This window comes from Flavobacterium sp. H4147, assembly GCF_029360735.1.
Classification (GTDB): domain Bacteria; phylum Bacteroidota; class Bacteroidia; order Flavobacteriales; family Flavobacteriaceae; genus Flavobacterium; species Flavobacterium endoglycinae.
The window spans coordinates 250949-274950 of sequence record NZ_JARKNB010000005.1 but is presented as its reverse complement, the minus strand read 5'-3'; the positions used below and the strand labels follow the sequence as shown (position 1 = coordinate 274950).

21 protein-coding genes are annotated in these 24002 nt (G+C 33.2%); 14 read left to right on the top strand and 7 right to left on the bottom strand.

Going from position 1 to position 24002, the window contains the following annotated elements; genetic code table 11:
* Nucleotide 1 precedes the first annotated feature (1 nt).
* From P2W75_RS21570 to P2W75_RS21525, 10 genes are all read left to right on the top strand, one after another.
* Entirely contained in the window at nucleotides 2-1159 is a 1158-nt protein-coding gene (locus P2W75_RS21570) for a glycosyltransferase family 4 protein (protein ID WP_276382040.1), read from the top strand.
* Nucleotides 1156-2688 (top strand): glycosyltransferase family 2 protein, encoded by a 1533-nt coding sequence (locus tag P2W75_RS21565; protein ID WP_276382039.1) that lies wholly within the window; start codon nucleotides 1156-1158, stop codon nucleotides 2686-2688. Before P2W75_RS21570 ends, P2W75_RS21565 begins: the two co-directional genes overlap by 4 nt.
* Before the next feature lie 30 nt (nucleotides 2689-2718).
* The gene (locus tag P2W75_RS21560) at nucleotides 2719-4338 is read left to right on the top strand and encodes a hypothetical protein (RefSeq protein ID WP_276382038.1); all 1620 of its coding nucleotides are present in this window, start codon (nucleotides 2719-2721) and stop codon (nucleotides 4336-4338) included.
* Between the two features lie 6 nt (nucleotides 4339-4344).
* Nucleotides 4345-5214: a class I SAM-dependent methyltransferase gene (locus P2W75_RS21555; protein WP_276382037.1), complete on the top strand. Its 870-nt coding sequence runs from the start codon at nucleotides 4345-4347 to the stop codon at nucleotides 5212-5214.
* Between the two features lie 4 nt (nucleotides 5215-5218).
* Nucleotides 5219-6247: a glycosyltransferase family 2 protein gene (locus tag P2W75_RS21550; RefSeq protein WP_276382036.1), complete on the top strand. Its 1029-nt coding sequence runs from the start codon at nucleotides 5219-5221 to the stop codon at nucleotides 6245-6247.
* 33 nt (nucleotides 6248-6280) lie between these two features.
* On the top strand, nucleotides 6281-7285 hold the full coding sequence (locus P2W75_RS21545; RefSeq protein ID WP_276382035.1) for a hypothetical protein: 1005 nt from the start codon (nucleotides 6281-6283) through the stop codon (nucleotides 7283-7285).
* A 2-nt stretch (nucleotides 7286-7287) separates the two neighbouring features.
* Nucleotides 7288-8412, top strand: coding sequence for a glycosyltransferase (locus tag P2W75_RS21540; RefSeq protein ID WP_306801551.1), 1125 nt, complete (start codon nucleotides 7288-7290; stop codon nucleotides 8410-8412).
* Nucleotides 8409-9512, top strand: coding sequence for a glycosyltransferase (locus tag P2W75_RS21535; RefSeq protein WP_276382034.1), 1104 nt, complete (start codon nucleotides 8409-8411; stop codon nucleotides 9510-9512). The genes P2W75_RS21540 and P2W75_RS21535 overlap by 4 nt, the downstream gene beginning before the upstream one ends.
* Complete coding sequence (locus P2W75_RS21530) at nucleotides 9509-10852, top strand: O-antigen ligase family protein (RefSeq protein WP_276382032.1); 1344 nt, start codon at nucleotides 9509-9511, stop codon at nucleotides 10850-10852. Before P2W75_RS21535 ends, P2W75_RS21530 begins: the two co-directional genes overlap by 4 nt.
* A 61-nt stretch (nucleotides 10853-10913) precedes the next feature.
* On the top strand, nucleotides 10914-12308 hold the full coding sequence (locus P2W75_RS21525; protein WP_276382031.1) for a sugar transferase: 1395 nt from the start codon (nucleotides 10914-10916) through the stop codon (nucleotides 12306-12308).
* Nucleotide 12309: 1 nt separating this feature from the next.
* Here P2W75_RS21525 and P2W75_RS21520 read toward each other — a convergent pair whose 3' ends face one another.
* Together P2W75_RS21520 and P2W75_RS21515 are read right to left on the bottom strand one after the other, a co-directional pair.
* The gene (locus P2W75_RS21520; protein ID WP_276382030.1) at nucleotides 12310-13446 is read right to left on the bottom strand and encodes a DUF4105 domain-containing protein; all 1137 of its coding nucleotides are present in this window, start codon (nucleotides 13444-13446) and stop codon (nucleotides 12310-12312) included.
* Between the two features lie 37 nt (nucleotides 13447-13483).
* Entirely contained in the window at nucleotides 13484-14467 is a 984-nt protein-coding gene (locus tag P2W75_RS21515; RefSeq protein ID WP_276382137.1) for a PorV/PorQ family protein, read from the bottom strand.
* A gap of 325 nt (nucleotides 14468-14792) precedes the next feature.
* Here P2W75_RS21515 and P2W75_RS21510 point away from each other — a divergent pair, with 325 nt between their 5' ends.
* Nucleotides 14793-15503 (top strand): phosphatidylcholine/phosphatidylserine synthase, encoded by a 711-nt coding sequence (locus P2W75_RS21510; RefSeq protein ID WP_276382029.1) that lies wholly within the window; start codon nucleotides 14793-14795, stop codon nucleotides 15501-15503.
* A 12-nt stretch (nucleotides 15504-15515) separates the two neighbouring features.
* Nucleotides 15516-16370, top strand: a complete 855-nt coding sequence (locus P2W75_RS21505) for a glycoside hydrolase family 25 protein (protein ID WP_276382028.1) — start codon at nucleotides 15516-15518, stop codon at nucleotides 16368-16370.
* Nucleotides 16371-16442: 72 nt separating this feature from the next.
* On the opposite strand, the gene lptB is transcribed toward P2W75_RS21505, so the two are convergent.
* The 4 genes from lptB to P2W75_RS21485 all read right to left on the bottom strand — a co-directional run bounded on the left by lptB (nucleotide 16443) and on the right by P2W75_RS21485 (nucleotide 19469).
* On the bottom strand, nucleotides 16443-17183 hold the full coding sequence (gene lptB, locus P2W75_RS21500) for an LPS export ABC transporter ATP-binding protein (protein WP_111379889.1): 741 nt from the start codon (nucleotides 17181-17183) through the stop codon (nucleotides 16443-16445).
* A gap of 162 nt (nucleotides 17184-17345) precedes the next feature.
* Nucleotides 17346-17696, bottom strand: a complete 351-nt coding sequence (locus tag P2W75_RS21495; RefSeq protein WP_276382027.1) for a carboxymuconolactone decarboxylase family protein — start codon at nucleotides 17694-17696, stop codon at nucleotides 17346-17348.
* Complete coding sequence (gene tatC / locus P2W75_RS21490; RefSeq protein WP_207294741.1) at nucleotides 17689-18504, bottom strand: twin-arginine translocase subunit TatC; 816 nt, start codon at nucleotides 18502-18504, stop codon at nucleotides 17689-17691. The genes P2W75_RS21495 and tatC overlap by 8 nt, the downstream gene beginning before the upstream one ends.
* On the bottom strand, nucleotides 18504-19469 hold the full coding sequence (locus P2W75_RS21485) for an SIS domain-containing protein (protein ID WP_207294742.1): 966 nt from the start codon (nucleotides 19467-19469) through the stop codon (nucleotides 18504-18506). The genes tatC and P2W75_RS21485 overlap by 1 nt, the downstream gene beginning before the upstream one ends.
* Nucleotides 19470-19555: 86 nt before the next feature.
* Between P2W75_RS21485 and recQ the strand changes: the two genes are divergently transcribed.
* Nucleotides 19556-21751, top strand: a complete 2196-nt coding sequence (recQ, locus tag P2W75_RS21480) for a DNA helicase RecQ (protein WP_207294743.1) — start codon at nucleotides 19556-19558, stop codon at nucleotides 21749-21751.
* Nucleotides 21752-21882: 131 nt separating this feature from the next.
* On the opposite strand, the gene P2W75_RS21475 is transcribed toward recQ, so the two are convergent.
* Complete coding sequence (locus P2W75_RS21475; RefSeq protein ID WP_276382025.1) at nucleotides 21883-22122, bottom strand: hypothetical protein; 240 nt, start codon at nucleotides 22120-22122, stop codon at nucleotides 21883-21885.
* A 298-nt stretch (nucleotides 22123-22420) separates the two neighbouring features.
* On the opposite strand from P2W75_RS21475, the gene P2W75_RS21470 reads away from it, so the two are divergent.
* Nucleotides 22421-23980 (top strand): NAD(P)/FAD-dependent oxidoreductase, encoded by a 1560-nt coding sequence (locus P2W75_RS21470; protein ID WP_276382024.1) that lies wholly within the window; start codon nucleotides 22421-22423, stop codon nucleotides 23978-23980.
* The last annotated feature ends 22 nt before the right edge of the window (nucleotides 23981-24002 follow it).

Here is a 24002-nt window from a genome sequence, read left to right as displayed (position 1 = left end):
AATGCATATAGCTTTTTTAACACCAGAATTTCCACATGCCAAAGTTGCGTATGCAGCCGGAATTGGTACAAGTGTAAAAAATCTTACGACAGCTTTAGCCAAAGAAGGAATTACGGTTACTGTTTTTGTATATGGTCAAAAAACACAAGAAGTTATGGTTGAAAACGGCATTACAATTCATCTTATAAAAGAAAAAAAATACAAATTTCTGGGTTGGTTCTTTCATAGAAAACATATTGAAAGATATTGCAATTCCATCATTCAAAAAGAAAAGATAGCACTTTTAGAGGCTGCAGACTGGACGGGAATTACCGCTTTTATGAAATTCAAGATTCCGCTTGTCATTCGATTTCATGGAAGTGATACTTATTTCTGTCATTTAGAAAACAGAAAACAAAAGAAAAAAAACTTTTGGTTCGAAAAGAAAGCCATAAATGGAGCAAAAGCATTTATTGCACCCACAACCTTTGCTGGTCAGGTTTCCAAAGAACTTTTTGAAATAGAAAACAAAGAAATAAAAACCATTCACTACGGATTAGAACTGGAAAACTTTACCAATCCATCTCCCGAAATCTATGAAAAAGGCCTGATTTTGTACATTGGAACTTTGATTAGAAAAAAAGGAGTTTTGGAACTGCCTGAAATTTTCACCAAAGTTCACAAACAGTTTCCTCAAGCAAAACTGTTTTTGATAGGAGGCGATTCTAATGATGTAAAAACAGGAACTTCATCAACATGGCAGTTGTTACAGGAAAGATTTTCAAATGAAGATCTTCAAAACGTTCAATATTTAGGCAAAATCCCATACGAAGAAGTTAGAAATTACATTCAAAAAGCAAATGTATGCGTGTTTCCAACCTTTGCAGAAACCTTAGGAATGGTAACCATAGAATCTATGGCGATGCAAAAAGCTGTTGTAAACAGCAATATTGGCTGGGCACAAGAATTAATGATAAATAAAGAAAGCGGATTTTTGGTGCATCCTGCGAATCATGATTTGTATGCCGAAAGAATAATTCAGTTATTCAACAATCCGGAACTTACTTTAGAAATAGGAAAAAAAGCCCGATTAAGAATAGAAGAGAAATTTGATATCAAAAAGTTGGTAAAAGAGAATATCGATTTTTATACTAAAATCATAAACTCAAGCAACAAATGATTATAATCTATCATCATAATAATAAAGTTGTTGAGGTTTCATTTAACGGAGAAAGCATTCCTTTTTCTAAAAAAAATATTGCCGAAAATGTATTCGATACTGCCGAAAAATATCCTGACCAATTAATCATGTGGTGCCAATTGGATTTAAAATTAAATCTGAATCATGCTGCACTTCCAGATATTTTTCATCATGATAAAATAATGGCTTCCTTTAATGTATCTGCAGATTATTTTTTGCCCAAAACAATTGGTTATGTTGACGAAAGTCCATTTTTAAATGTAAAAAAAGAAGTCAGCTATCCTACTTGGCAAATGAGCGCAGATATTGGCGGAGTGCATGCGAAAGTTGTAAACGCATTGAAAAATAAAGTCAGTTTAGATGCTGATTTTGACTATTTCCTGCATTCATTGGCAAAAGGAGCAATGCCAAACGGACTTTTATGTTATTCAGAGCCGTCATTAATTAAAGACCATTCTCAAATTATACAAAAGAAAAAGAGAACGAATTTTTTGGTATTTCGTTTTGTAAAACAACATTACAGAACCCGCTGGATTTTTCTTCTTTTCCTTGATTTACTTTTATACGAAAGGAAGTTTGCTCTTTTTCCACTTCTGGCAAGTCTGTTTTTTAAACGAAGAATTTTCGAAAAAAACCTGCTGGATAAGATTGAAGTTCATTCCGCTAAGAAAGTTATCGACAAAAAAACGATTGATGTCATTATTCCAACAATTGGCAGAAAAGAATGTTTATATGATGTGTTGAAAGATTTATCAAAACAAACACATCTTCCCGTCAGCGTTATTATTATTGAACAAAATCCTGCTTCAGGCAGTACTTCAGAATTGGATTATCTGCAGACTGAAAACTGGCCTTTTACAATCAAACATACTTTTACACATCAGGCTGGAGCGTGCAATGCCAGAAACCTGGCCTTAGCGCAAGTTGAAAGCGAGTGGGTTTTCTTAAATGATGATGACAACAGGTTTGAATCTGATTTAATCGAAAAGACGTTCGCCAATATTGAATCTTTCGGATGTTTGGCCGCTTTAACATTTTACCCTGTCGCGGGACAAAAATTAGTAGAAAAGAAGATTTGTCAAGCTGCGATATTTGGATCTGGAAACAGCTTTATTAAATCGACTGCTTTAGAAAAAGTCAGTTTCAATAAGAGTCTGGAGTTTGGTTATGGAGAAGATACAGAATTTGGACTTCAGTTGCGCAATGCTGGTTTCGATATTATTTATTTCCCCAATTTGGTTATTAACCACTTAAAAGCGCCAATGGGAGGTTTTCGTACTAAGCCTGTGTTAATTTGGCAGAATGCAGAAATACAGCCAAAACCATCGCCAACCATAATGTTTTTAAAGCTTAATAATCTTAGCATTCAACAGCTTAATGGTTACAAAACGGTTCTTTGTATAAAGTTCTATAAGGCGCAGCATTTAAGAAATCCAGTTCAATATTTGTTAAATTTTAGTAAACAGTGGAAATCAAGTATATTTTGGGCTCAAAAGTTAAAGGAATAATTCTTACATTAGAGTTCAAATATATGCAAGTTGATCAAGTCTATTTCGGTAAATACCACTTCAGGAAAACAAAACTGTATTTTTGATCCGAATCAGAAATATAAAATAAATATAGATTTCAGTACTATCGATTTACTGAAATTAAATACTTTTGATATTGAAATTACATTCTCATCGCCTGTTTCTCAGTTTCGTAACCACGATTACACATGGAACAATTGCAATGAAGACAGAATCGCAAATGAATATTGTCCTAAAATTATAAAACTTCAAAACGGACAATTGGTTCAAGCCAATATTAATCTGGGAATTTGGGAAGTAAATAAAAAAAATACAAACGTTTTACTGTGGCGTTTCAATCCCGAATTTTCAAAACCTATTGCCACTTATCTGGAAGACAATAATGAAAAACATATTTTGCAAGCCGTAAAAAGATTTGTTTTTCCTGAAAATCCTGCGTTGTTATTTCCAGCTAGCGAAGCATTTGAATTTAGTAAATCTAAAATTCCTTTTACAGCCGTTGCTTGTTTTACAGATCATTGTGATTTCGATACACTCGAAAATTTAATACTGCAGAGAGAATTCTTTAAAGAAAATGACGTAAAAACAACAAAAGGTTTTTTCCTGAATCATTTTTCTAAAAGAAATGACAACGCTTCATTTGAAAATGATAAAGAAGAATTAATAAAATGGGATAACGACGGACACGAGTTGTTTTATCATTCACTTTCACAGTCTATAAAAGATTACCACCAAAGTTTCGAAGATTTTAAAAGCTTTAATCCTCCTTTAGAAAACATAAAAGTTTGGATTGATCATGGATTTCAGCCGTATAATTTTTCACTTATAAAAAATAACATTTTAAGCGAAGATGATTACGCTAATATATTGAAAGAAAAACACATAAATACTTTGTGGAATTACATCGATTCGGGAACTTCAACACAAGGAGTGATCAATCAATTTAATAGTAGTCATTTTACTTTGTCAAGTTTCTTAAAAGGAAATAAGAGTTTGAAATTTGTCAAAAGACTTCAGTTAATGATAAAGAATATCATTTTCCACTATTACAATGATGAAAACCTAATTTTAAAATACAAAGACACGGCAGGAAATTTTAAAAAATTGGTTTATCAAAAGAAGATAAAATCACTGATTCCGCTTACTAAGAATTCTTTCCATCTAAGTTTATCCATTCTATCTGTATTTTTATTTTGGAAGAAAGCAAAAAACAAACCTTATAAATTGGCCAAATATTCTCCGGTTTTATTTAAACACAGAATCGCCGAAAAAGAATTTTATGTTTTTCAAACATTAGAAATGCTTGATTTCCAGAAATCTTTGTCTAAAGAAAATCTCAATACTTTGATAAATGAAAAAGGAGTTTTTATTGCGCATACTTATTTTTCAGTTCCTTTGGAATACCATAAAGGTAAATTGTTCAGTACTCCTGATACAATTGATCAAAAAGTATCGGAAAATTTTAGATATTTGGGAACGAAAATTAAAAACAAAGAAATCTGGAATCCAACTCTTAGTGAGCTGATTGAATATTGGTCTGGTTTTGAAAAAATAGTGTTAGACATACAATCAAACGGAAATTTATTTTTAAAAACAGATACAAACCTAAAAATGCGACAGGTAACCTAAAAATAAATGAATCATAAAATAAAAACAATATTATTCAAAACATTAGCTTCACTGCCTAATAAAATAGATGATTATTGTTATCATAAAATTCAAAGCTTTTTCGATAAATCAACTCTTGAAAACCGATTAAAAAGTGTTGAATCAACCTATTTTAGATTATCTAAGGTTTTACAGGATTTGCATATTGACCTGAATAATAAAACTATTTTTGAAATTGGTTCAGGATGGTTTCCTGCAATGCCGTATTTTTTTAAGTACAAATTACAGGCAGGAAAAGTAATTACGATTGACATAAATGAACATTTTAAAAAAGCAACCGTTTTAGAGCTGAATGATTGTTTTTCCAAAATCTACCATTCTGAAATAGTTTCTGATCCTCAAAATAAATACAGCCTTCCTAAAGGAATTGAATATCTGCCAAAATATAATGTTGTAGAAAAAGATTTTCCAGACGTTGATTTTGTTTTTTCGCGTTATGTATTGTCACACATGAATGAAAATGATGTTGACGATTTACATAGAAGAATGAAATCTCAATTAAAAAAAGGAACACATATCATTCACTTTATTTCTCCTAGTGATCTCAGACAACATAGCGACAGTAATTTATCGCTTCAGGATTTCTTACAGTACAGTAAAGAAGAATGGAATAAAATCCATACCAAATACGATTATCATAATCGTTTGAGATTGCCGCAGTTTTTAGAAATCTTTAAAAAATACGATTACGAAGTTTTGTATTTAGATTACGAAAGCCTTCAGCCGGGAACTAAAAAATACGATCTGTTCAAAGAAGTTAAATTGCATGAGGATTATAGCAAATACTCAGATGAAGAATTAACTGCAGGGAATATTTTAGTTGTTTTAAAATTATAATGCGATGAGTACTTTACGTTTTTCATTAATCATTTGTACTTATATGCGTCCTGAGCCTTTGATGAAGTTATTAAAATCAGTTCAGGACCAAACTTTATATCCGCACGAAATTTTAATTATCGACGGTTCTACAAATAACGATACAGAACTTGTATTACAAGAAAATAGTTTTGAAAACCTTCATTATTTTCGTGTAGACGACAAAGACAGAGGATTAACGAGACAACGTAATTTTGGAATTTCCAAAGTAAACTCTCAATCAGATATTGTTTGTTTTTTAGATGATGACGTAGTTCTAGAACCCGATTATTTCAAAAATCTATTACATACTTATGAGGTTTTTCCAGAAGCATTAGGAGTAGGAGGCTACATTAATAACGAAGTAAAATGGGAAAAAATCGAAAATAATTATATCCCGTTAAACAAAGATTTTTGTTATGATGGTTGGAAACGTACTGACGGGAGCCGATTCGTATTACGAAAAAAACTAAATCTAGACAGCAATTGTCCGCCGGGATTTTCACCTACTTTTTCACACGGAAGAAGCATTGGCTTTTTACCTCCAAGTAACAAAACATATCAGGTCGAACAATTAATGGGAGGCGTTTCTTCTTTTAAAAAATCTGTTTTTGACACACTTTCATTTTCAACTTATTTTGAAGGTTACGGCCTCTATGAAGATGCAGATTTTACTTTAAGAGTAGCAAAAAAAGGAAAACTATATGTAAATACAGCGGCAAGACTGGCACATTTTCATGCACCTTCTGGAAGACCAAACCAATATTCGTATGGAAAAATGGTAGTAAGAAACGGTTGGTATGTATGGAGAGTAAAGAAACCAAAACCAAGTTTTCAGGATCATGTAAAATGGAACAGCATCACTATTTTGCTGACTTTTATCCGCTTTACAAATGCCATAAAGGGAAATAATAAAAAAGCAGCCTTTACAGAAGCGTTAGGAAGAACCGTTGGCTGGTGGAGTTTGATCTTTAATAAACCTGTTATATCATCTAAAGATAAGACAAATGTTTAGGAACGATTTAAAAGTAAATTTAAGAAAGTAATTATGACAATAGAATTATCAACCTGGACACATCATTTAACCCAGCTTATATATTCGTATTTCTATTTTTGTAAAGAACAAAAAATAGAAGTTAAAATAATTCAGAATGAAACCGTTCAACATAATGGAGTGATCTTACATGTAAACGGCAAAACGGCTTTTTTTGATTATTCTGATGATCCCGGATTTATAGATTCGGCTGAATTGTATGATTATTATTTTAAAAGATCACTTCGAGAAGAAGACTACACAAAAAATATACATCCTTTAAATTTTAATATTCCAATGGCCTATAAAAGTCATTTGTTAGTACTGAATTTAAAATCCGATCTTCTGTTTCATAAAAAAAGCAGAACCGAAGTAATCAGAGCATTCGACAGACTTTCTTTATTTACCAACTCTTCGCATGCCGTTTTAGATGTAAAACGATATCCTAAAAAAGTACAGGATTTTGGGGGAAATATAATATTTCATACCAGATTATGGAATCCTGATAATCATAATGATGCAGATGAAAAAGAACGCAGAAGAAATCAAAATGATTTTAGAATTAATGCCTGCCGGATCTTAAAAAAAACATATAAAAATGCTTCTGTAGGTTTATTTGCGGATAAACTAGCTGGTGAATTGGCACCAGATTTAATATTAGATTCAAAGCATTCTAATAAAAATAATTACTTCAATATGCTGAGTAATTATAATATCTGCATAGCCGATGACGGACTTAAAGATACTCCAGGCTGGAAAATTGGGGAATATTTATTATTTGGAAAAGCAGTAGTCTCAACTCCGCTTAACATCGCTGTAGATCATTTTAAAGAGCATATACATTACGAAAGACTAAGCAGTAGAAATGCTTATCTAGAATTGCCTGAAAAAATTGATTATCTTTTAGAAGATAAAAAATACCTTGAAATGGGCGAAAATAATTTAATCTGGAGCGGAGAATATCTGCACCCTAAAAATTATTTCAAAAGAATTTTATCTATTGTTGAAAATAATAGTTAGCCTTGAAATCGATCAAATTCGCCATAATAACCCATGTTGCTCATGTTCATGATAAAAATGAATATTTAGCGTATGCGCCTTATGTTCAGGAAATGAATATTTGGTTTAAATATGTCGATGAAGTAATTATTGTGGCGCCATTAAAAATCGAATTAACCGGAATAGACTTTCCCTATAAACATAGTAAAATTGATTTTAGAAAAGTACCCGATTTTAATCTGACGACTTTCGGTAATATTCTGGGTTCCGTTTGTAAATTGCCGTCGATCATCTGGAAAACATTTCATGCCATGCAAAATGCCGATCATATTCATTTGCGTTGTCCTGGAAATATGGGGTTAATTGGGTGTTTTGTTCAAATTTTCTTTCCCCGAAAAACCAAAACAGCAAAATATGCTGGCAATTGGGATCCAAAAAGCGCACAACCTTGGACGTACAAACTGCAGAAATATATTTTGAACAATACTTTTTTGACCAGAAATATGCAGGTTTTAGTATATGGTGAATGGAATGGAAATTCAGCAAATATTAAACCTTTTTTTACCGCTACTTATTCAGATTCAGAGAAAGAAAATATTCAAAAAGATTCTCTTGACTCTGGTGCGAAATTTATTTTTGTGGGAAGTTTAGTTTCAGGTAAAAACCCGATGTACGCCGTAAAATTAATTCAAAAACTTTTAGAAGAAGGAAACAATGTTACTTTGAATTTGTACGGAGAAGGTTCTGAAAGAAATTCTCTTGAAAATTACATTCAAACTAATAAACTTGAAAATCATATTGTTTTAAAAGGAAACAACAATAAAGAAATCCTGAAAGAAGCCTATAAAAAAAGCCAGTTTGTAATTTTGCCATCTAAAAGCGAAGGCTGGCCAAAAGCAATAGCAGAAGGTATGTTTTGGGGCGCTGTTCCGTTAGCCACAAAAGTATCCTGCGTTCCTTTTATGCTTGATTATGGAAAAAGAGGAATTTTATTAGAAATGGATCTTGAAAAAGATTTTCAAACCATACAAGGTTTGTTGTTAAATCAAGAAGATTTTTCTGCAAAAAGTAATGCAGCACTAAACTGGTCGCAAAAATACACAACAGATATTTTTGAAGCCGAAATAAAAAATTTGCTGTCAAAATGAGAATAGTTCAGATAATAGATTCACTTGAAGCGGGCGGAGCCGAAAAAATGGCGGTTAATTACGCCAATGCACTTGCTAATACAATTGAGTTTTCGGGTCTTGTAGCAACAAGAAGAGAAGGTCTTCTTTTATCTCAGCTCAATAAAAATGTTTCCTATTTGTTTTTAAATAAAAAAGGGAAAATAGATCTTTCGGCTGTTTTTAGATTGCGTAAATATTTAAAAGAGAATAAAGTAAATGTTATTCATGCCCACAGTTCTTCTTTTTTTACAGCGGTTTTAGTGAAACTGACACTGCTGAAAATTAAAATAATCTGGCATGACCATTACGGAATCAGTCAAGATTTAAAACAAAGAAAAAGTACAAGTTTAAAAATCAGTTCTTTGTTTTTCAGCGGTATAATATCTGTAAACGATGCATTAAAAAAATGGGCAGTTTCTTATTTGTGGAGTTCTAATGTTGTTTACTTTCCCAATTTCATAAGCGATTTTAATGATTCGGAAGAAGAAATAAAATTAAATGGTATTGATGGAAAGAGAATTGTTTGTGTAGCCAATTTACGTCCACAGAAAAACCACAAATTGCTGATTGAAACAGCATCTATAATTAGAGATAAATTTCCCGATTGGAGTTTTCATTTATTTGGAAAAGATTTTAAAGATTCTTATTCAGCACAATTATTCCAAAAAATAAAAGAACTGAAACTTAAGGATTCTATTTTCTTTTATGGAAGTATCAATAATGTTGGACAAGTTTTAAAACAATGTGATATTGCTGTGCTTCCGTCATTATCAGAAGGACTTCCGTTAGCTGTTTTAGAATATGGGTTATATAAACTTCCGGTTGTGGCAACCCATGTAGGCGAAATAAAGAAAGTCATCACTTCTCATCATCACGGAATAATTACAGAGTCAGATAATCTTTCCGAATTCAGCAGTGCTGTTGAAAGATTAATTACTCATGTTGATGAAAGACAGGCAAAAGGAGTGAATCTCCATAAATTTGTTGAATTAAATTACAGCGAGCAATCTATTATACAAGAATATGTTTTATGGATAAAATCTTTGCCTAATTTTGCCGACAATAATTCTCATAAATGAAGAACACCAAAATCTCGTATAATTTTCTAATAATCTTTCATGCATTAATTGCCTTAGCAGTTTTTGTACTGCCATTACTGTCTAAATTATATGCACTGCTAATTGTGGTTGTGGGTTTTTATGTGGTTTACAAAACCAGAAATAAAAATAATGAAGTTTTAATAGTAGCAGCTTATTTAGTGGGAGTTGAGGTTTTTCTTCGTATGACTGGCGGAAATTTGAATAATGAATATGTCAAATTTATGGCTATCTTTTTTATGCTTGTCGGTATGGTGTACAGCAACTTTTCGAGTAATATTTTCATTTACATTGTTTTTTTGATTTTACTTATACCGGGAGTTTTAATGGCAATTGGCCAAGCAGATTTTGTTATAGATTTAAAAAAAGTATTAGTGTTTAATTTATCAGGTCCCGTCTGCCTTGCTTTTTGCTCTATTTATACTTTTAATCGGAGAATCTCATTTTCGCAGCTTCAGAATATCTTTTTAGCAATGGGACTTCCTGTTATTACCACTACTGTATATTTATTTTTATATACGCCAAGTGTAAAAGACGTAGTTACCGGAACACAATCTAATTTTGAAACATCTGGAGGATTTGGCCCTAATCAGGTTTCGACCATTTTAGGATTAGGAATGTTTATATTTTTTACACAGCTTATTTTGTTTTCCAAAAACAAAATTGAAATGCTGATAAACGGCGGTTTATTTGTATTTATGAGTTATAGAGGTGTTGTAACATTTTCACGAGGCGGGGTTTTAACGGCTATTGTTATGATTCTTTGCCTGCTGGTTATATTGTATCGCTTGTCTAATACAAAAGGGAAAGTCAAATTTAGTTATGTTTTTATTTTAACAGGTTTGATGGTTGTCGGAATATGGACTTATTCGTCTATGCAGACTAACGGACTTATTGAAAAACGTTACGCAAATAAAGATGCATTAGGTAGAGATAAAAAAGACCGACTAGGGGGAAGGGAGGAAATTATGGATGCAGAAATAAAACTATTTCTGGAAGAACCTGTTATGGGAGTAGGCGCCGGTTTAAGTAAATACCGAAGAATAAAACTTTTAGGAGAAGAAGTAGCTTCGCACAATGAAATAACCAGAATGCTTTCTGAACATGGAATTTTTGGTCTTTTGGGTCTACTTATACTATTTATAACTCCTTTAATTTTATACATTAATAACCGACAGCATTTGTATTTCTTGTCCTGTTTTGCTTTTTGGCTGTTAACGATAAACCATGCCGCCATGCGAACGGCTGCGCCGGCTTTTGTTTATGCGTTATGTCTGCTGTCTGTTCAAATGAAAAATCCCGAAAAAGAGCCAAACCAGTAGATTAATTTCTGTTTTTTATAATATTTTTGCTTCTAGTTAAGCCCATTAAACCTAAAAATATATGCGTTCAAAAAATAAAATGCATTTCGAAATCTCAGAACGAAAAGTATTGCTTGTTGCTTTTGATGTTTTCTTTGTGCTGTTGGCATTGTATTTTTTGAATATACTTTTCGAATATCAATATTTCGCCTTTAACAACGATACAATTTACAGGCCTTTTATATTTGTGGGGTATTTTTGCATTTTTGCTACAATTTTCGAAATGTACAATTTACAGGTGGCTAGTAATCAGCTGCAAATTCTTAAAAGTGTTATTCTTGCTGTCTCAACTACGATACTTATATACCTTCTTACGCCTGTTTTATCACCAGAACTTCCTAAACAGCGTCTGACCATTTTAATATTTTATCTGACGATATCGGGAATAATATTATTATGGCGTTTTTTTTATGCTTTCTTTCTGGCTTCGCATCGTTTTTTTCAAAATGTGATTTTAATCTGCGATAAAGATCAAGTGGAAGAATTGGTACTTGGACTTGAAAATGTAGATCCCAATTATAAAATAATCGGTTTTGTTAATTCCGATTCAAATTCTGAAGTAGATTCAGGTTTTCATTACGTAAAAGAAATTAAAAAGGAAGATTTAGAGAATTACGTATTTGAGAATAATGTTGCCGAAATTGTAATTGCTTCCAAAAAAACAGATGGTATTACTGCCGATCTATATCAGCAATTATTACATCTCTTAGAATCAGGAAATGTAATTCGTGAATATACTCAGGTTTACGAAAGTAAAACACAACGTATTCCGGTTCAATATATCGCAAGAGATTTTTATCGGTTTTTCCCCTTCAGCCGAAGCAACAATAATAAACTGTATTTGTTTTTAATACGTTTTATAGAATTGATTTTTTCTTTCACAGGACTTTTAATCTGTATTTTGTTTATTCCGTTTATTTTTCTGGGAAATCTTTTAGGAAATAGAGGAAGTTTGTTTTATACACAGGATCGTGTTGGGCAGAATGGTGTAATTTTCAAGATTTATAAATTCAGAACCATGATTAAAGCTTCGGAAACAAACGGAGCGGTTTTCGCTACTTCAGATGACCGACGCATTACACCATTTGGAAAATTTATGCGTAAATCAAGAATAGACGAACTACCTCAGTTTTTTAATGTTTTAAAAGGCGATATGGCCGTAATTGGACCAAGACCCGAAAGACCATTTTTTGTGGAAGAAATCGCTAGAATAATGCCTTTTTATGAAACGCGTCATGTAATAAAACCAGGACTTACCGGTTGGGCACAAGTTAATTATTCATACGGAGAATCGATTGAAGAAAGTTTGATAAAACTCCAATACGATCTTTACTATATCAAACACCGAAGTGTTTTTCTCGACTTAAGCATTACTTTTAAAACGATTACTACCGTTTTATTTTACAGAGGACAATAAATTACATAATTATTGGAATAGGTTTTTTGTTTCTAATGATAACTCTCACCAAAACAAAACCACTTGTAATAATCATTGGCAGCACAATTAAAAAGTGCGCTTTATTAATCATAAACAAGCTGTACACAATTAAGAACAGTACGTGTAATACGGCGAATCTGTAAGTCCATTTTTTATTCTTTATAAGAGAAAGAATAATTAGAATCAACAATAGTGGACTAAATAAAAGTACGTTGTAATTCATCGCCAGTTCTTGGTGGAAAGAATAAAATCCAACTCCCACAAAAAAGAATCCCATTAAAGATAAAATCAAAAGATAGATTTTATCTACGATTTTGTTATGTGCCAAAACGACAAATCCTAAGATAAAAAGATACGTATAAATATTATTCCAAAATGATGTTGGGGTTTCTTTTTCAAAACTTAATAATGTTTTGCTTTCTCCTGCTAAAAGATGGCCTTGAAAAGTAGTTTCTTCTAAACTTTTCTTCAATTCAAAAGGCAGAAAAATTCGAGTTCCCATTTGGTCAACTTTAGTTCCGAAAATAATACTCGTTCCTAACTGATCGTAAAAATGACCTTTGAAATACGGAAACAAAATAGAGCGATAGGTTTTATCGGTATCGGCAGTTTTTACAATTACATTTCCGTTTAAAGTCGAATTAATCACATCAACAACCATTGAAGTGCAATTTTTGTCAATGAATTTATAAGTGTAATAACGTTCTTCAGATAAAAGAACAGCATTTAATTTATCAAAAAGCTTCTGTTTTAAATCTTGGGAAAGAAGCAATTCCTGTTCAAAAACACTTCTTTTTTCAGAAGTATAATCATTTATAAAATCGGCAAAAGAATGAACAACTACAAAATATTGTAAGTCGCCTTTTGCAAATTTGGCAACAAAATTTGGTGTGCTGAAATCAAATGCGCCATAATTATAAGCAACGTCAAGATTGTTAATAGGATCAGCTACGCGAATAGCAGTGTGTCCAAAATAAGAATACGTTTCATTGCCTAATCCGCAGGTTATTACACTGATTTTAGCATATTTTGATAAAGGAATACTTTGACTGAAACCCAGCGTAAAACTTAGTAATAGTAAACAAAAAAGTGTTTTTTGTAAAATGACTTTTTTCATAATTTGAAATTTTGAAGTGTAACGCTTCCCGTAATTATTATCTAAAAATACCCAAATCGACTTTTATCGAAAAAATGTTCGAATACAAAGCTGCACTTTGGTTTCCTAAATCTGTTAAAGCATAATCAACCTGAATGCCTTTGTATTTAAAACCTAACCCAATATTAGGCTGAAAACTCAATTTCTCGGTATTGTCGAGCTGCATTACATTTTGAAAATTTCCGGCGCCTGCTCTTAAAAATACCAGATCAGTATAGCCAAATTCAAAACCAATTGCAGGATCTATACTTACGACTTTAGACGAAATGATATCATTAGTCTGTTCAAAACGCATATTTAGATTTGCTGCTGCTAAAAGACTGTAATCATTGTGGAATTCAAATTTTCTAGAAACTCCCAGTTGTGCTTTTGGCAATGTAATTTCGGTGCTTTCAGGTAATTCGTTGTTTTCTCCCGGAATAGCATTCGCAATCTTTGCATATTCTTCTTCATCAATATTCCAAACATTATACGTTGTGGTAATATCTCGAAGCATTAATCCGAATTTCCAGTCATTGTGATCGAATTGAAGTCCAACATCAAAACCAAATCCCCATGAATTGGCAAATTTACCAATAACCCTGCGGATAATTTTTGCGTTTACTCCGTATTGAAATCCTTCTATTGGCAGTTTTCTGGCGTATGAAAAAGTAAAACCGTAATCAGCTGTCGAAAACAATCGGATTCGGGTGTAATCAATATTTCCTTGATTGTCGATTAATTGTGTTGTATCCATGATGTCATCGACACCAAAACGAATCATCGAAATTCCCCAAGCGCTTCGATCGTCAATTGGACTTGCGTAGCCTATAAAATCATATTGAGCAATATTGGCAAAATAACTGGCATGCATTAACGAGAGCTGATGGTCTTCGAGATTGGTCAAACCAGCGGGATTCCAATAAACAGAATTAACATCGTTTGTAGAAGCAGTAACAGCGCTCGACATTCCTAATGCAGCTGCATCAACACCAATATTCATAAACTCATTCGAGTATTTTCGAACAGTTTGCGCGTACTGTGCAGTAAAAATCAAAAATAACGAAAACGCTAAAAGTTTCTTCAAAAGTTAGTTTTTTGCAGACTAAAGTCTGTTTTTAAAATTCCATCAAAAATATAATATTTTACTCATCTAATTCTTCCTTTTAATAAATATTGCGAAAGTTTAATACTAAAATCAATTAACCAGTAACTTATAATCCAGATGTAAATAATTTATGTGCTAGTGCAAACTATTTATACGATTTGTGTAAATGTGATCATATTTTATGCGAAATTTGTCATTCATAATTTATCAAAATCAAACCATGAATATCAAAAAACACATTCCAAACCTAATAACATTAATCAATCTTTTTTGCGGCTGTGTAGCTATTGTTTTTATTTCAAAAGCCGATTATGAAATGGCTTTTTATATGGTTTGTCTTGGGATTTTCTTTGATTTTTTTGATGGTTTTTTCGCCCGATTATTTAAAGTTTCAAGTCCGCTTGGGCTGCAGTTAGATTCTTTGGCCGATATGGTAACAAGTGGTGTTGCTCCGGGGTATGTAATGTATACCATGTTTACTAACAGTGCACACGAATTAGGAACAAATGATTTTATTCCATTTTTAGGATTCATCGTTACATTGGGATCTTGTTATCGTCTGGCAAATTTTAATATCGATACACGTCAGACCGATTCTTTTATTGGGTTGCCAACACCCGCTAATTCTCTCTTTATATTGAGTCTTCCTTTGGTTTTAAAGTTTTCAGATTCATTAATGCTTCTGGAAATCTTAACCAATCAATGGATTTTATTAGTAATTACATTATGCAGTGCTTTTATTTTAAATGCCGAAATTCCGCTTTTTGCATTAAAAATTAAAAAGTTCAATGTGAAAGATAATGTGCTTCAGATTGTGTTTTTAGCCATTTCTTTTGTTTTGCTTTTACTATTTCATTTTGGGGCCGTTCCTCTAATAATTATTTTTTATGTATTGTTGTCTATCATAAACAATATGTTTCTGAAAAAGTAGTTTTTTAATCCAATGGCAAGAAAAACCACAAGACGAACTTCTTATTCCCGAAAATCACAGTCGAGATCTTTTTTCAGTAAAGTGATCCGCTTTATTGTATTTTCATTATTATTAGTGGCTTTCATTGGAACGATTTATCATTATCGCGCCGGACTGGCTTATTATCTCGGATTTAAAACGAATAAAGTTTTAGATGAAAATGAGGTTGATAAACATCTTTCGGATGTTCGAAATATTCGCGTACTTGAAAATCATAAAGGAAAAGTAGTTGGAATTGACGTGTCTGAATTTCAAGGAAAAGTAGATTGGGATGAAGTAGAAATTCTGGACGAAAAATATCCAGTTCAATTTGTCTTCATTCGTGCTACTGCCGGAAATGATCGTGTCGACCGACAGTTTAAACGTAATTGGGAAGGAGCGAAGGAAAATAAAATCATGCGCGGTGCTTATCATTATTACCGTCCAAACGAAAATTCAATAGAACAAGCCGATCTTTTTATTAAAACGGTAAAACTTAGAAAAGGAGATCTTCCGCCAGTTTTAGATATTGAAAAATTACCCAAAAATCAGTCTTTAGACAGTTTGAAAATGGGATTAAAACGCTGGCTGACTAAAGTCGAAAAACATTACCAGGTTCGTCCGATTATTTATTCAGGAGAAAGATATTATTCAGATTTCTTAAAAGAAGAATTTGGGGAATATTTATTCTGGATTGCCAATTATAATTTCTACAGAGAAAAAATCGAAGACGATTGGCTTTTTTGGCAGTTTACAGAAAAAGCATCTCTGCCGGGAATTAAACATCGTGTAGATGTGAATATTTACAATGGAGATATAGAACAGCTGCAGTTTATTACTGTAGAGTAGTTTTAAGTCTCAGTCTCAGTGACAGTTTTCAGTTTTCAGCCTACTGAGACTGAAAACTGCGACTGAAATACTTTAAAATTCCAATTTCTTCTTACGAAGCTCAAAGTTTTGACCAAGATACACACGGCGTACCATTTCATCTTCAACCAATTCTTCTGGAACTCCTGCTTTAAGAATTCCGCCTTCGAACATTAAGTATGTTTTATCGGTAATCGCTAATGTTTCCTGAACGTTGTGATCTGTAATTAAGATTCCGATGTTTTTATTTTTTAACTGCGCCACAATTCGCTGAATATCCTCAACCGCAACAGGGTCAACTCCTGCAAAAGGCTCATCCAATAAAATGAATTTCGGGTCGGTTGCTAATGCACGTGCAATTTCGGTACGACGACGTTCACCTCCTGAAAGTAAATCGCCTCGGTTGGTACGAATGTGTTCTAAACTGAATTCTTCAATTAAACTTTCCATTTTTGCAATCTGTTCTTCTTTAGAAAGTTTAGTCAATTGTAAAACACTTAGGATATTATCTTCAATACTTAGTTTTCTAAAAACGGAAGCTTCTTGTGCCAAATAGCCAATTCCTTGCTGTGCGCGTTTGTACATCGGATAATCAGTAATATTCAAATCATCAAGAAAAATATTTCCCTGATTTGGTTTTACCAATCCCACAATCATGTAAAAAGAAGTTGTTTTTCCAGCACCATTTGGACCCAAAAGTCCCACAATTTCGCCTTGGTTCACTTCAACAGAAATTCCCTTTACAACACTGCGTCCTTTATATGTTTTGATTAAATTATCGGCTCTTAGCTTCATTTAGTTCAATTAGATAATATCTTAAAATTAGATAATGTGTCAATTTGATAATGAGATACTTGTATCTCGCATGGGCAAAATAAATGAAAATAAGTCAACAAGATAAATGATTTAACATATTGTCAAGAAATTATCTAATTGACTAATTATCTCATTTTCTAATTACTTTCCCTGTTCTTCAAGAGCTTCCCAAAATTCATAAGCTCTTCTTAAATGTGGAATTACAATTGTTCCTCCAACCAGAGTTGCGATTCCCATTGCTTCCATCATTTCTTCTTTAGAAACACCTTCTTTGTAACTTGTTTCTAAATGATATTTTACACAGTCGTCACATCTTAAAACAGTTGATGCAACTAAACCTAAAAGTTCTTTTGTTTTTATGTCAAGAGCGCCTTCTGCGTAAGCATTAGTGTCAAGGTTAAAAATTCGCTTTACAATTTTGTTATTGTCAGCAAGTAGTTTTTCGTTCATTTTAGAACGATAGTCGTTAAATTCTTGAATTATATCAGACATTTTCTTTTAATTTATTTTTATAAACAATCTTCGAAATCAAAATACTGACTTCGTAGATAATTAACATTGGGATTGCTACAATAGTTTGGCTTACAACATCTGGTGGTGTTACAATTGCGGCAATGATTAAAATGATTACAACCGCATATTTCCAGTACTTTCTTAAAAACTCAGGAGTTACTAATCCTAATTTGGTTAAGAAATAAATGGCAATTGGTAGTTCAAAGAAGATAGCACTTCCTAAAATACTTGTTTTTACCATTCCCATGTAGGATTCGAGTGTGAATTGATTTTTTACGACATCACTCACAGAGAAAGTGGCAACGAAGTTTACCGACATCGGAATTACTACAAAATACCCAAAAATTACTCCTAAAAAGAAAAGCAAAGAAGAAACGAAAATGAATAATTTCGCATTTTTTCTTTCTTTCTCATAAAGTGCCGGACTGATAAATTTCCAGATTTCCCATAAAATATAAGGGAAACTCAAGATGAAACCTGCCAAAAGACACATCCATACGAAAATATTTACCTGACCTTCCATTTCAGTATTCTGAATGATGAAATTCAGTTCGGTAATACAAATGCTGTCAGCAAATCCTAACTGATGTGATAAATCACAAAACCAAACATACGTAAAGAATGTTGGTCGAATAGGACCTAAAATAATTTGATCAAATAAATAATCACTAATAAAATACGTAACAAATGCCATGATGCATGTTGCAAGTGTACTTCTAACCAATAACCATCTTAATTCTTCAAGATGATCCAAAAATGACATCTCGCCAAGGTTTTTCTTTGCCATTATACGATTCCTTCTTTTAAAATGTCATGTAAATGTAAAACTCCTTTATATTCTCCTTCGTCAGCAACAATAAGTTGCGTAATAGAGAAATCTTCTAAAATATTTAAAGCATCAACCGCCATTGTTTCAGATGAAACCACTTTTGGGTTTTTGCTCATAATGTCTTTTGCTGTTAAATCAGCAATAGTATCGCGATCGTTCAGCATTCTTCTAATGTCTCCATCAGTAATAATACCTACGATTTTATTGTCTTCAATTACTGCAGTAACGCCTAATCGTTTTTCTGAAATTTCAAAAATCGCTTTTTTGATAGAAGTTTCAGGTGTTACCATTGGTTTTAATGAATGCTCAATCATGTCTTTTACACGAAGCAATAGTTTTTTTCCTAAAGCGCCTCCCGGATGATAAACGGCAAAATCTTCGGGTTTAAAATCACGCATTTCCATTAGGCAGACTGCAAGTGCATCTCCCATAACAAGTTGAGCTGTAGTACTGTTCGTTGGTGCCAGATTAATGGGACAGGCTTCCATATCGACAGTAGTATTTAAAACATAATCAGAACCTTTTGCCAGAAACGAAGTAATGTTTCCAGTCATTCCAATTAAAGTATTTCCAAAGCGTTTTAATAACGGAACCAAAACTTTAATTTCGGGACTGTTACCGCTTTTTGAGATGCAGATGATGATGTCTTCGTTTTGAATCATTCCCAAGTCACCATGAATCGCTTCTGAAGCATGAAGAAACATGGATGGAGTTCCGGTTGAATTAAAAGTGGCAACCATTTTTTGAGCAATGATGGCACTTTTTCCTATTCCTGTAACGATTAAACGACCTTTGGTTTCATAAATACGCTGTACGGCTTCGAAGAAATTTTCGTCCAGAAAATCAATTAACTTTGTAATTGCTTCACTTTCAGAGAGTATTGTTTTTTTGGCGATTGCCAGTATATTTTCTTTTGTAATCAAAACAGAATATTTAAAATTTGTATGTATAAAAGAAAGTTGTATCTTTATGTGTTGCAAATTTATACAAAATACCATTAATATAAAGAATGAATTCAAACGAAATTGAAATACACAAAGAATTAAAGAAGTATTTCGGCTTTAGCCAATTTAAAGGCTTGCAGGAGCAGGTCATTACGAGTATTCTAGATAAAAAGAATACTTTCGTAATTATGCCTACGGGTGGTGGTAAGTCTCTTTGTTATCAATTACCCGCTTTAATTCAAGAAGGAACTGCAATAGTTGTTTCTCCTTTGATTGCTTTGATGAAAAATCAGGTAGATGCAATTCGAAGCCTTTCTTCAGAAAACGGAATTGCTCATGTGTTGAACTCCTCTCTTACCAAAACAGAAATTGCACAAGTAAAAAAAGACATTAGTTCTGGTTTAACTAAGCTTTTATATGTAGCTCCAGAATCTTTAACAAAAGAAGAATACGTAGCATTTTTGCAAAGTGTGCCTATTTCTTTTGTTGCAATTGATGAAGCACACTGTATTTCAGAATGGGGACATGATTTTAGACCAGAATATAGGAACCTTAGAAGTATTATTAAGCAGTTAGGAAAAGTGCCTATTATAGGTCTTACTGCAACTGCAACACCAAAAGTACAGGAAGATATTTTGAAGAATCTGGATATGTCTGATGCCAATACTTTTAAAGCATCATTCAACAGACCTAATTTATATTACGAAGTACGTACCAAAACAAAAAGTATCGAATCCGATATTATTCGGTTTATCAAACAACATAAAGGTAAATCAGGAATTATTTATTGCCTGAGCCGTAAAAAAGTAGAATCGATTGCCGAAGTATTACAGGTAAACGGAATCAGCGCCGTTCCATATCACGCAGGTCTAGATGCTAAAACCCGTGCCAAACATCAAGATATGTTTTTGATGGAAGATGTTGATGTGGTAGTAGCTACAATTGCATTCGGAATGGGAATTGATAAACCAGACGTTCGTTTTGTAATTCACCATGATATTCCAAAATCACTTGAAAGTTATTATCAAGAAACAGGTCGTGCCGGACGTGATGGAGGAGAAGGACATTGCTTAGCTTATTACTCGTATAAAGATGTAGAAAAGCTGGAGAAATTCATGTCTGGAAAACCAGTTGCCGAACAAGAAATTGGTTTTGCCCTTTTACAGGAAGTAGTGGCTTACGCCGAAACATCAATGTCACGTAGAAAGTTTCTTCTTCACTATTTCGGAGAAGAATTTGACAGCGAAACCGGAGAAGGCGCCGATATGGACGACAATGTTCGTAATCCAAAAAATAAAATAGAAGCCAAAGATCAAGTGGTAAAGCTGCTTGAAATTGTCCGCGATACCAAACATATTTACAAATCAAAAGAAATTGTGTTCACTTTAATTGGTCGTATAAATGCAGTAATTAAAGCACACAAAACCGATACTCAGCCTTATTTTGGATCAGGTTCAGACCATGACGAAAAATACTGGATGGCTTTGCTTAGACAAGTTCTGGTTACAGGATATTTATCGAAAGACATTGAAACCTACGGAGTAATTAAAATCACTCAAGAAGGATTGGATTTTATTAAAAGTCCAGTTTCGTTTATGATGTCCGAAGATCACGAATACACAGAAGCAGATGATGAAACAGTAGTAACAGGATCTAAAGCATCTGGAACTTCAGATGAAGTTTTAACCGGAATGCTTCGTGAACTTCGTAAAAAAGTAGCCAAAAAGCTGGGAGTACCTCCGTTTGTAGTTTTCCAAGATCCTTCTCTTGAAGACATGGCGTTAAAATATCCTATTACTTTACAGGAATTATACAACATTCATGGTGTTGGTGAAGGAAAAGCTAAAAAATACGGAAGCGAATTTGTTGCCTTAATCAGCCGTTATGTTGAAGATAACGATATTATTCGTCCAGACGATTTAGTTGTAAAATCTACCGGAGTAAATTCTGCCAATAAATTATACATCATTCAAAACATTGATAGAAAGCTGCCTTTAAGTGATATTGCTTCTGCAAAAGGACTAACAATGGATGCATTAATTAAGGAGATGGAACAAATCGTATATTCTGGAACCAAGTTGAATATCAAATATTGGTTGGATGATATTTTAGATGATGACCAGCAGGAAGAAATTCACGATTACTTCATGGAATCAGAATCAGATAAAATCGAAGATGCCTTAAAAGAATTCGACGGCGATTACGATATTGACGAATTGCGTTTAATGCGTATTAAGTTTATCAGCGAAGTTGCTAATTAAAGTTAAATCCCAAAATCAAAAAAAAGTTTAAAATATAAATTCCAAATTCCAATTGCTTCATCATTTGGAATTTGGAATTTTTTTATTGAGTTTTCCAAAGGTTGAAATTTGGAATTTAAAATATTGGAATTTTATTCAGTATATAATTCCCCGCGATGCGGTTTCAAAGCATCTCTTACCTTAATCATATTTTCATCAGTTACAACCATAAAAGCTGTGGCGTGCATATCGTTTACAACTTTAAATCCAGTAATGTTTAAAGGGAGTTTTTCGATTGCGATATATTCTTTTAAATGAATTTCGTGATGTTCGGCTGTTTTTGCAGAAGCCGGTCCGCGGAAATCCCAAATTAGTTTTATTTTTCTAGACATTATTTTATAAGGTGCAAAGGTTTTTAGATGCAAAGTTACAAAGTCTTTTTTAAAGGTTCTATGTAGAGGCGCACTGTAGTGCGTCTACGCAACGTATATCCTCTTCGTTAAAAAAAACAAAATCTCCAAAATCTGCTAGAGAAAAACTTTTAGATGCATGTAGATATTCGTTGCGATACGATATACTATGCGTCAATCTGCGTGCAAATTTTGGCATAAATATAAAATCTCATTTCAAAATAGTACTTTTGCAACTTCTTTTCATAGAAAGAAAAGCTAATAGAATAAATACGATACAATGCCAAGAGAACTTTTACTTCAGGTAACTCCAGAAATTGCAGCAAACGATGTGTTGCTAAAAGACTATTTGTCGAAACAAATAAAAGTTTCTCCAAACGAAATTCAGCATGTTTCTATTTTAAAACGATCAATTGACGCGCGACAGAAAGCGATTAAAATCAATTTGAAAGTTGTTATTTATTTGAAAGGCGAACCTTTTCAGGAAACCAAATTGGAACTTCCTAATTATAAAGATGTTTCCAATGCGCAAGAAGTTATTGTAGTTGGTGCAGGTCCGGCTGGACTTTTTGCTGCTTTGCAGTTAATTGAATTGGGTTTAAAACCAATTGTACTTGAACGCGGAAAAGATGTTCGAGGACGCCGACGCGATCTTAAAGCCATTAACCGTGAACATATTGTAAACGAAGATTCAAATTATTGTTTTGGAGAAGGAGGAGCAGGAACTTATTCTGATGGGAAATTATATACACGTTCTAAAAAACGTGGAGACGTAACCCGAATTTTAGAACTTCTAGTAGCTTTTGGAGCTTCAGAAGATATTTTGGTGGAAGCGCATCCGCACATCGGAACGAATAAACTGCCAAAGATCATTGAAGATATCCGAAATAAAATTAGAGAATTCGGCGGTCAGGTTTTATTCGAAACTCGAGTAGACGATATTCTAGTAAAGAATAATGAAGTTGAAGGAATCGTAACGCAGAACGGAGATAAAATTCATGCCAATAAACTCATCTTGGCAACAGGACATTCGGCGCGTGATATCTTTGAATTATTAGATAAAAAGAAAATTTTAATCGAAGCAAAACCCTTTGCTCTGGGAGTTCGTGCAGAACATTCTCAGGAATTAATAGACAGCATTCAATACAGTTGTGATTTTCGTGGCGAACATTTACCGCCAGCGCCATACTCAATTGTAAAACAAGTAAACGGTCGTGGAATGTATTCTTTCTGTATGTGTCCGGGTGGTGTAATTGCGCCATGTGCCACAAGTCCGGGAGAAGTAGTTACAAACGGCTGGTCGCCTTCTAAACGAGATCAATCAACCGCAAATTCAGGAATTGTGGTCGAATTGAAACTGGAAGATTTCAAACCTTTTGCAAAATTCGGAGCTTTGGCGGGGATGGAATTTCAAAAAAGCATTGAACAAAAAGCTTGGCATCTCGCTGGTGAAACTCAAAAAGTTCCAGCTCAAAGAATGATCGATTTTACCAAAAGTAAGGTTTCGTCAGATATTCCAAAAACATCATATGTGCCGGGAACAACTTCAGTAGAATTAGGACAGGTTTTTCCAGGATTTCTAACACAGATTATGCGTCAGGGATTTCAGGAATTCGGAAAATCAATGCGCGGTTATTTGACCAATGAAGCCATTTTGCACGCACCAGAAAGCCGAACTTCATCGCCTGTTAGAATTCCAAGAGATCAAATGACTTTAGAGCATTTACAAATCAAAGGATTGTATCCTTGCGGAGAAGGTGCGGGTTATGCCGGAGGAATCATTTCTGCAGCAATTGATGGAGAAAAATGCGCACTAATGATTGCAGAATCTTTGAAATAATTTCTAAAAATGAGTTTTTCAG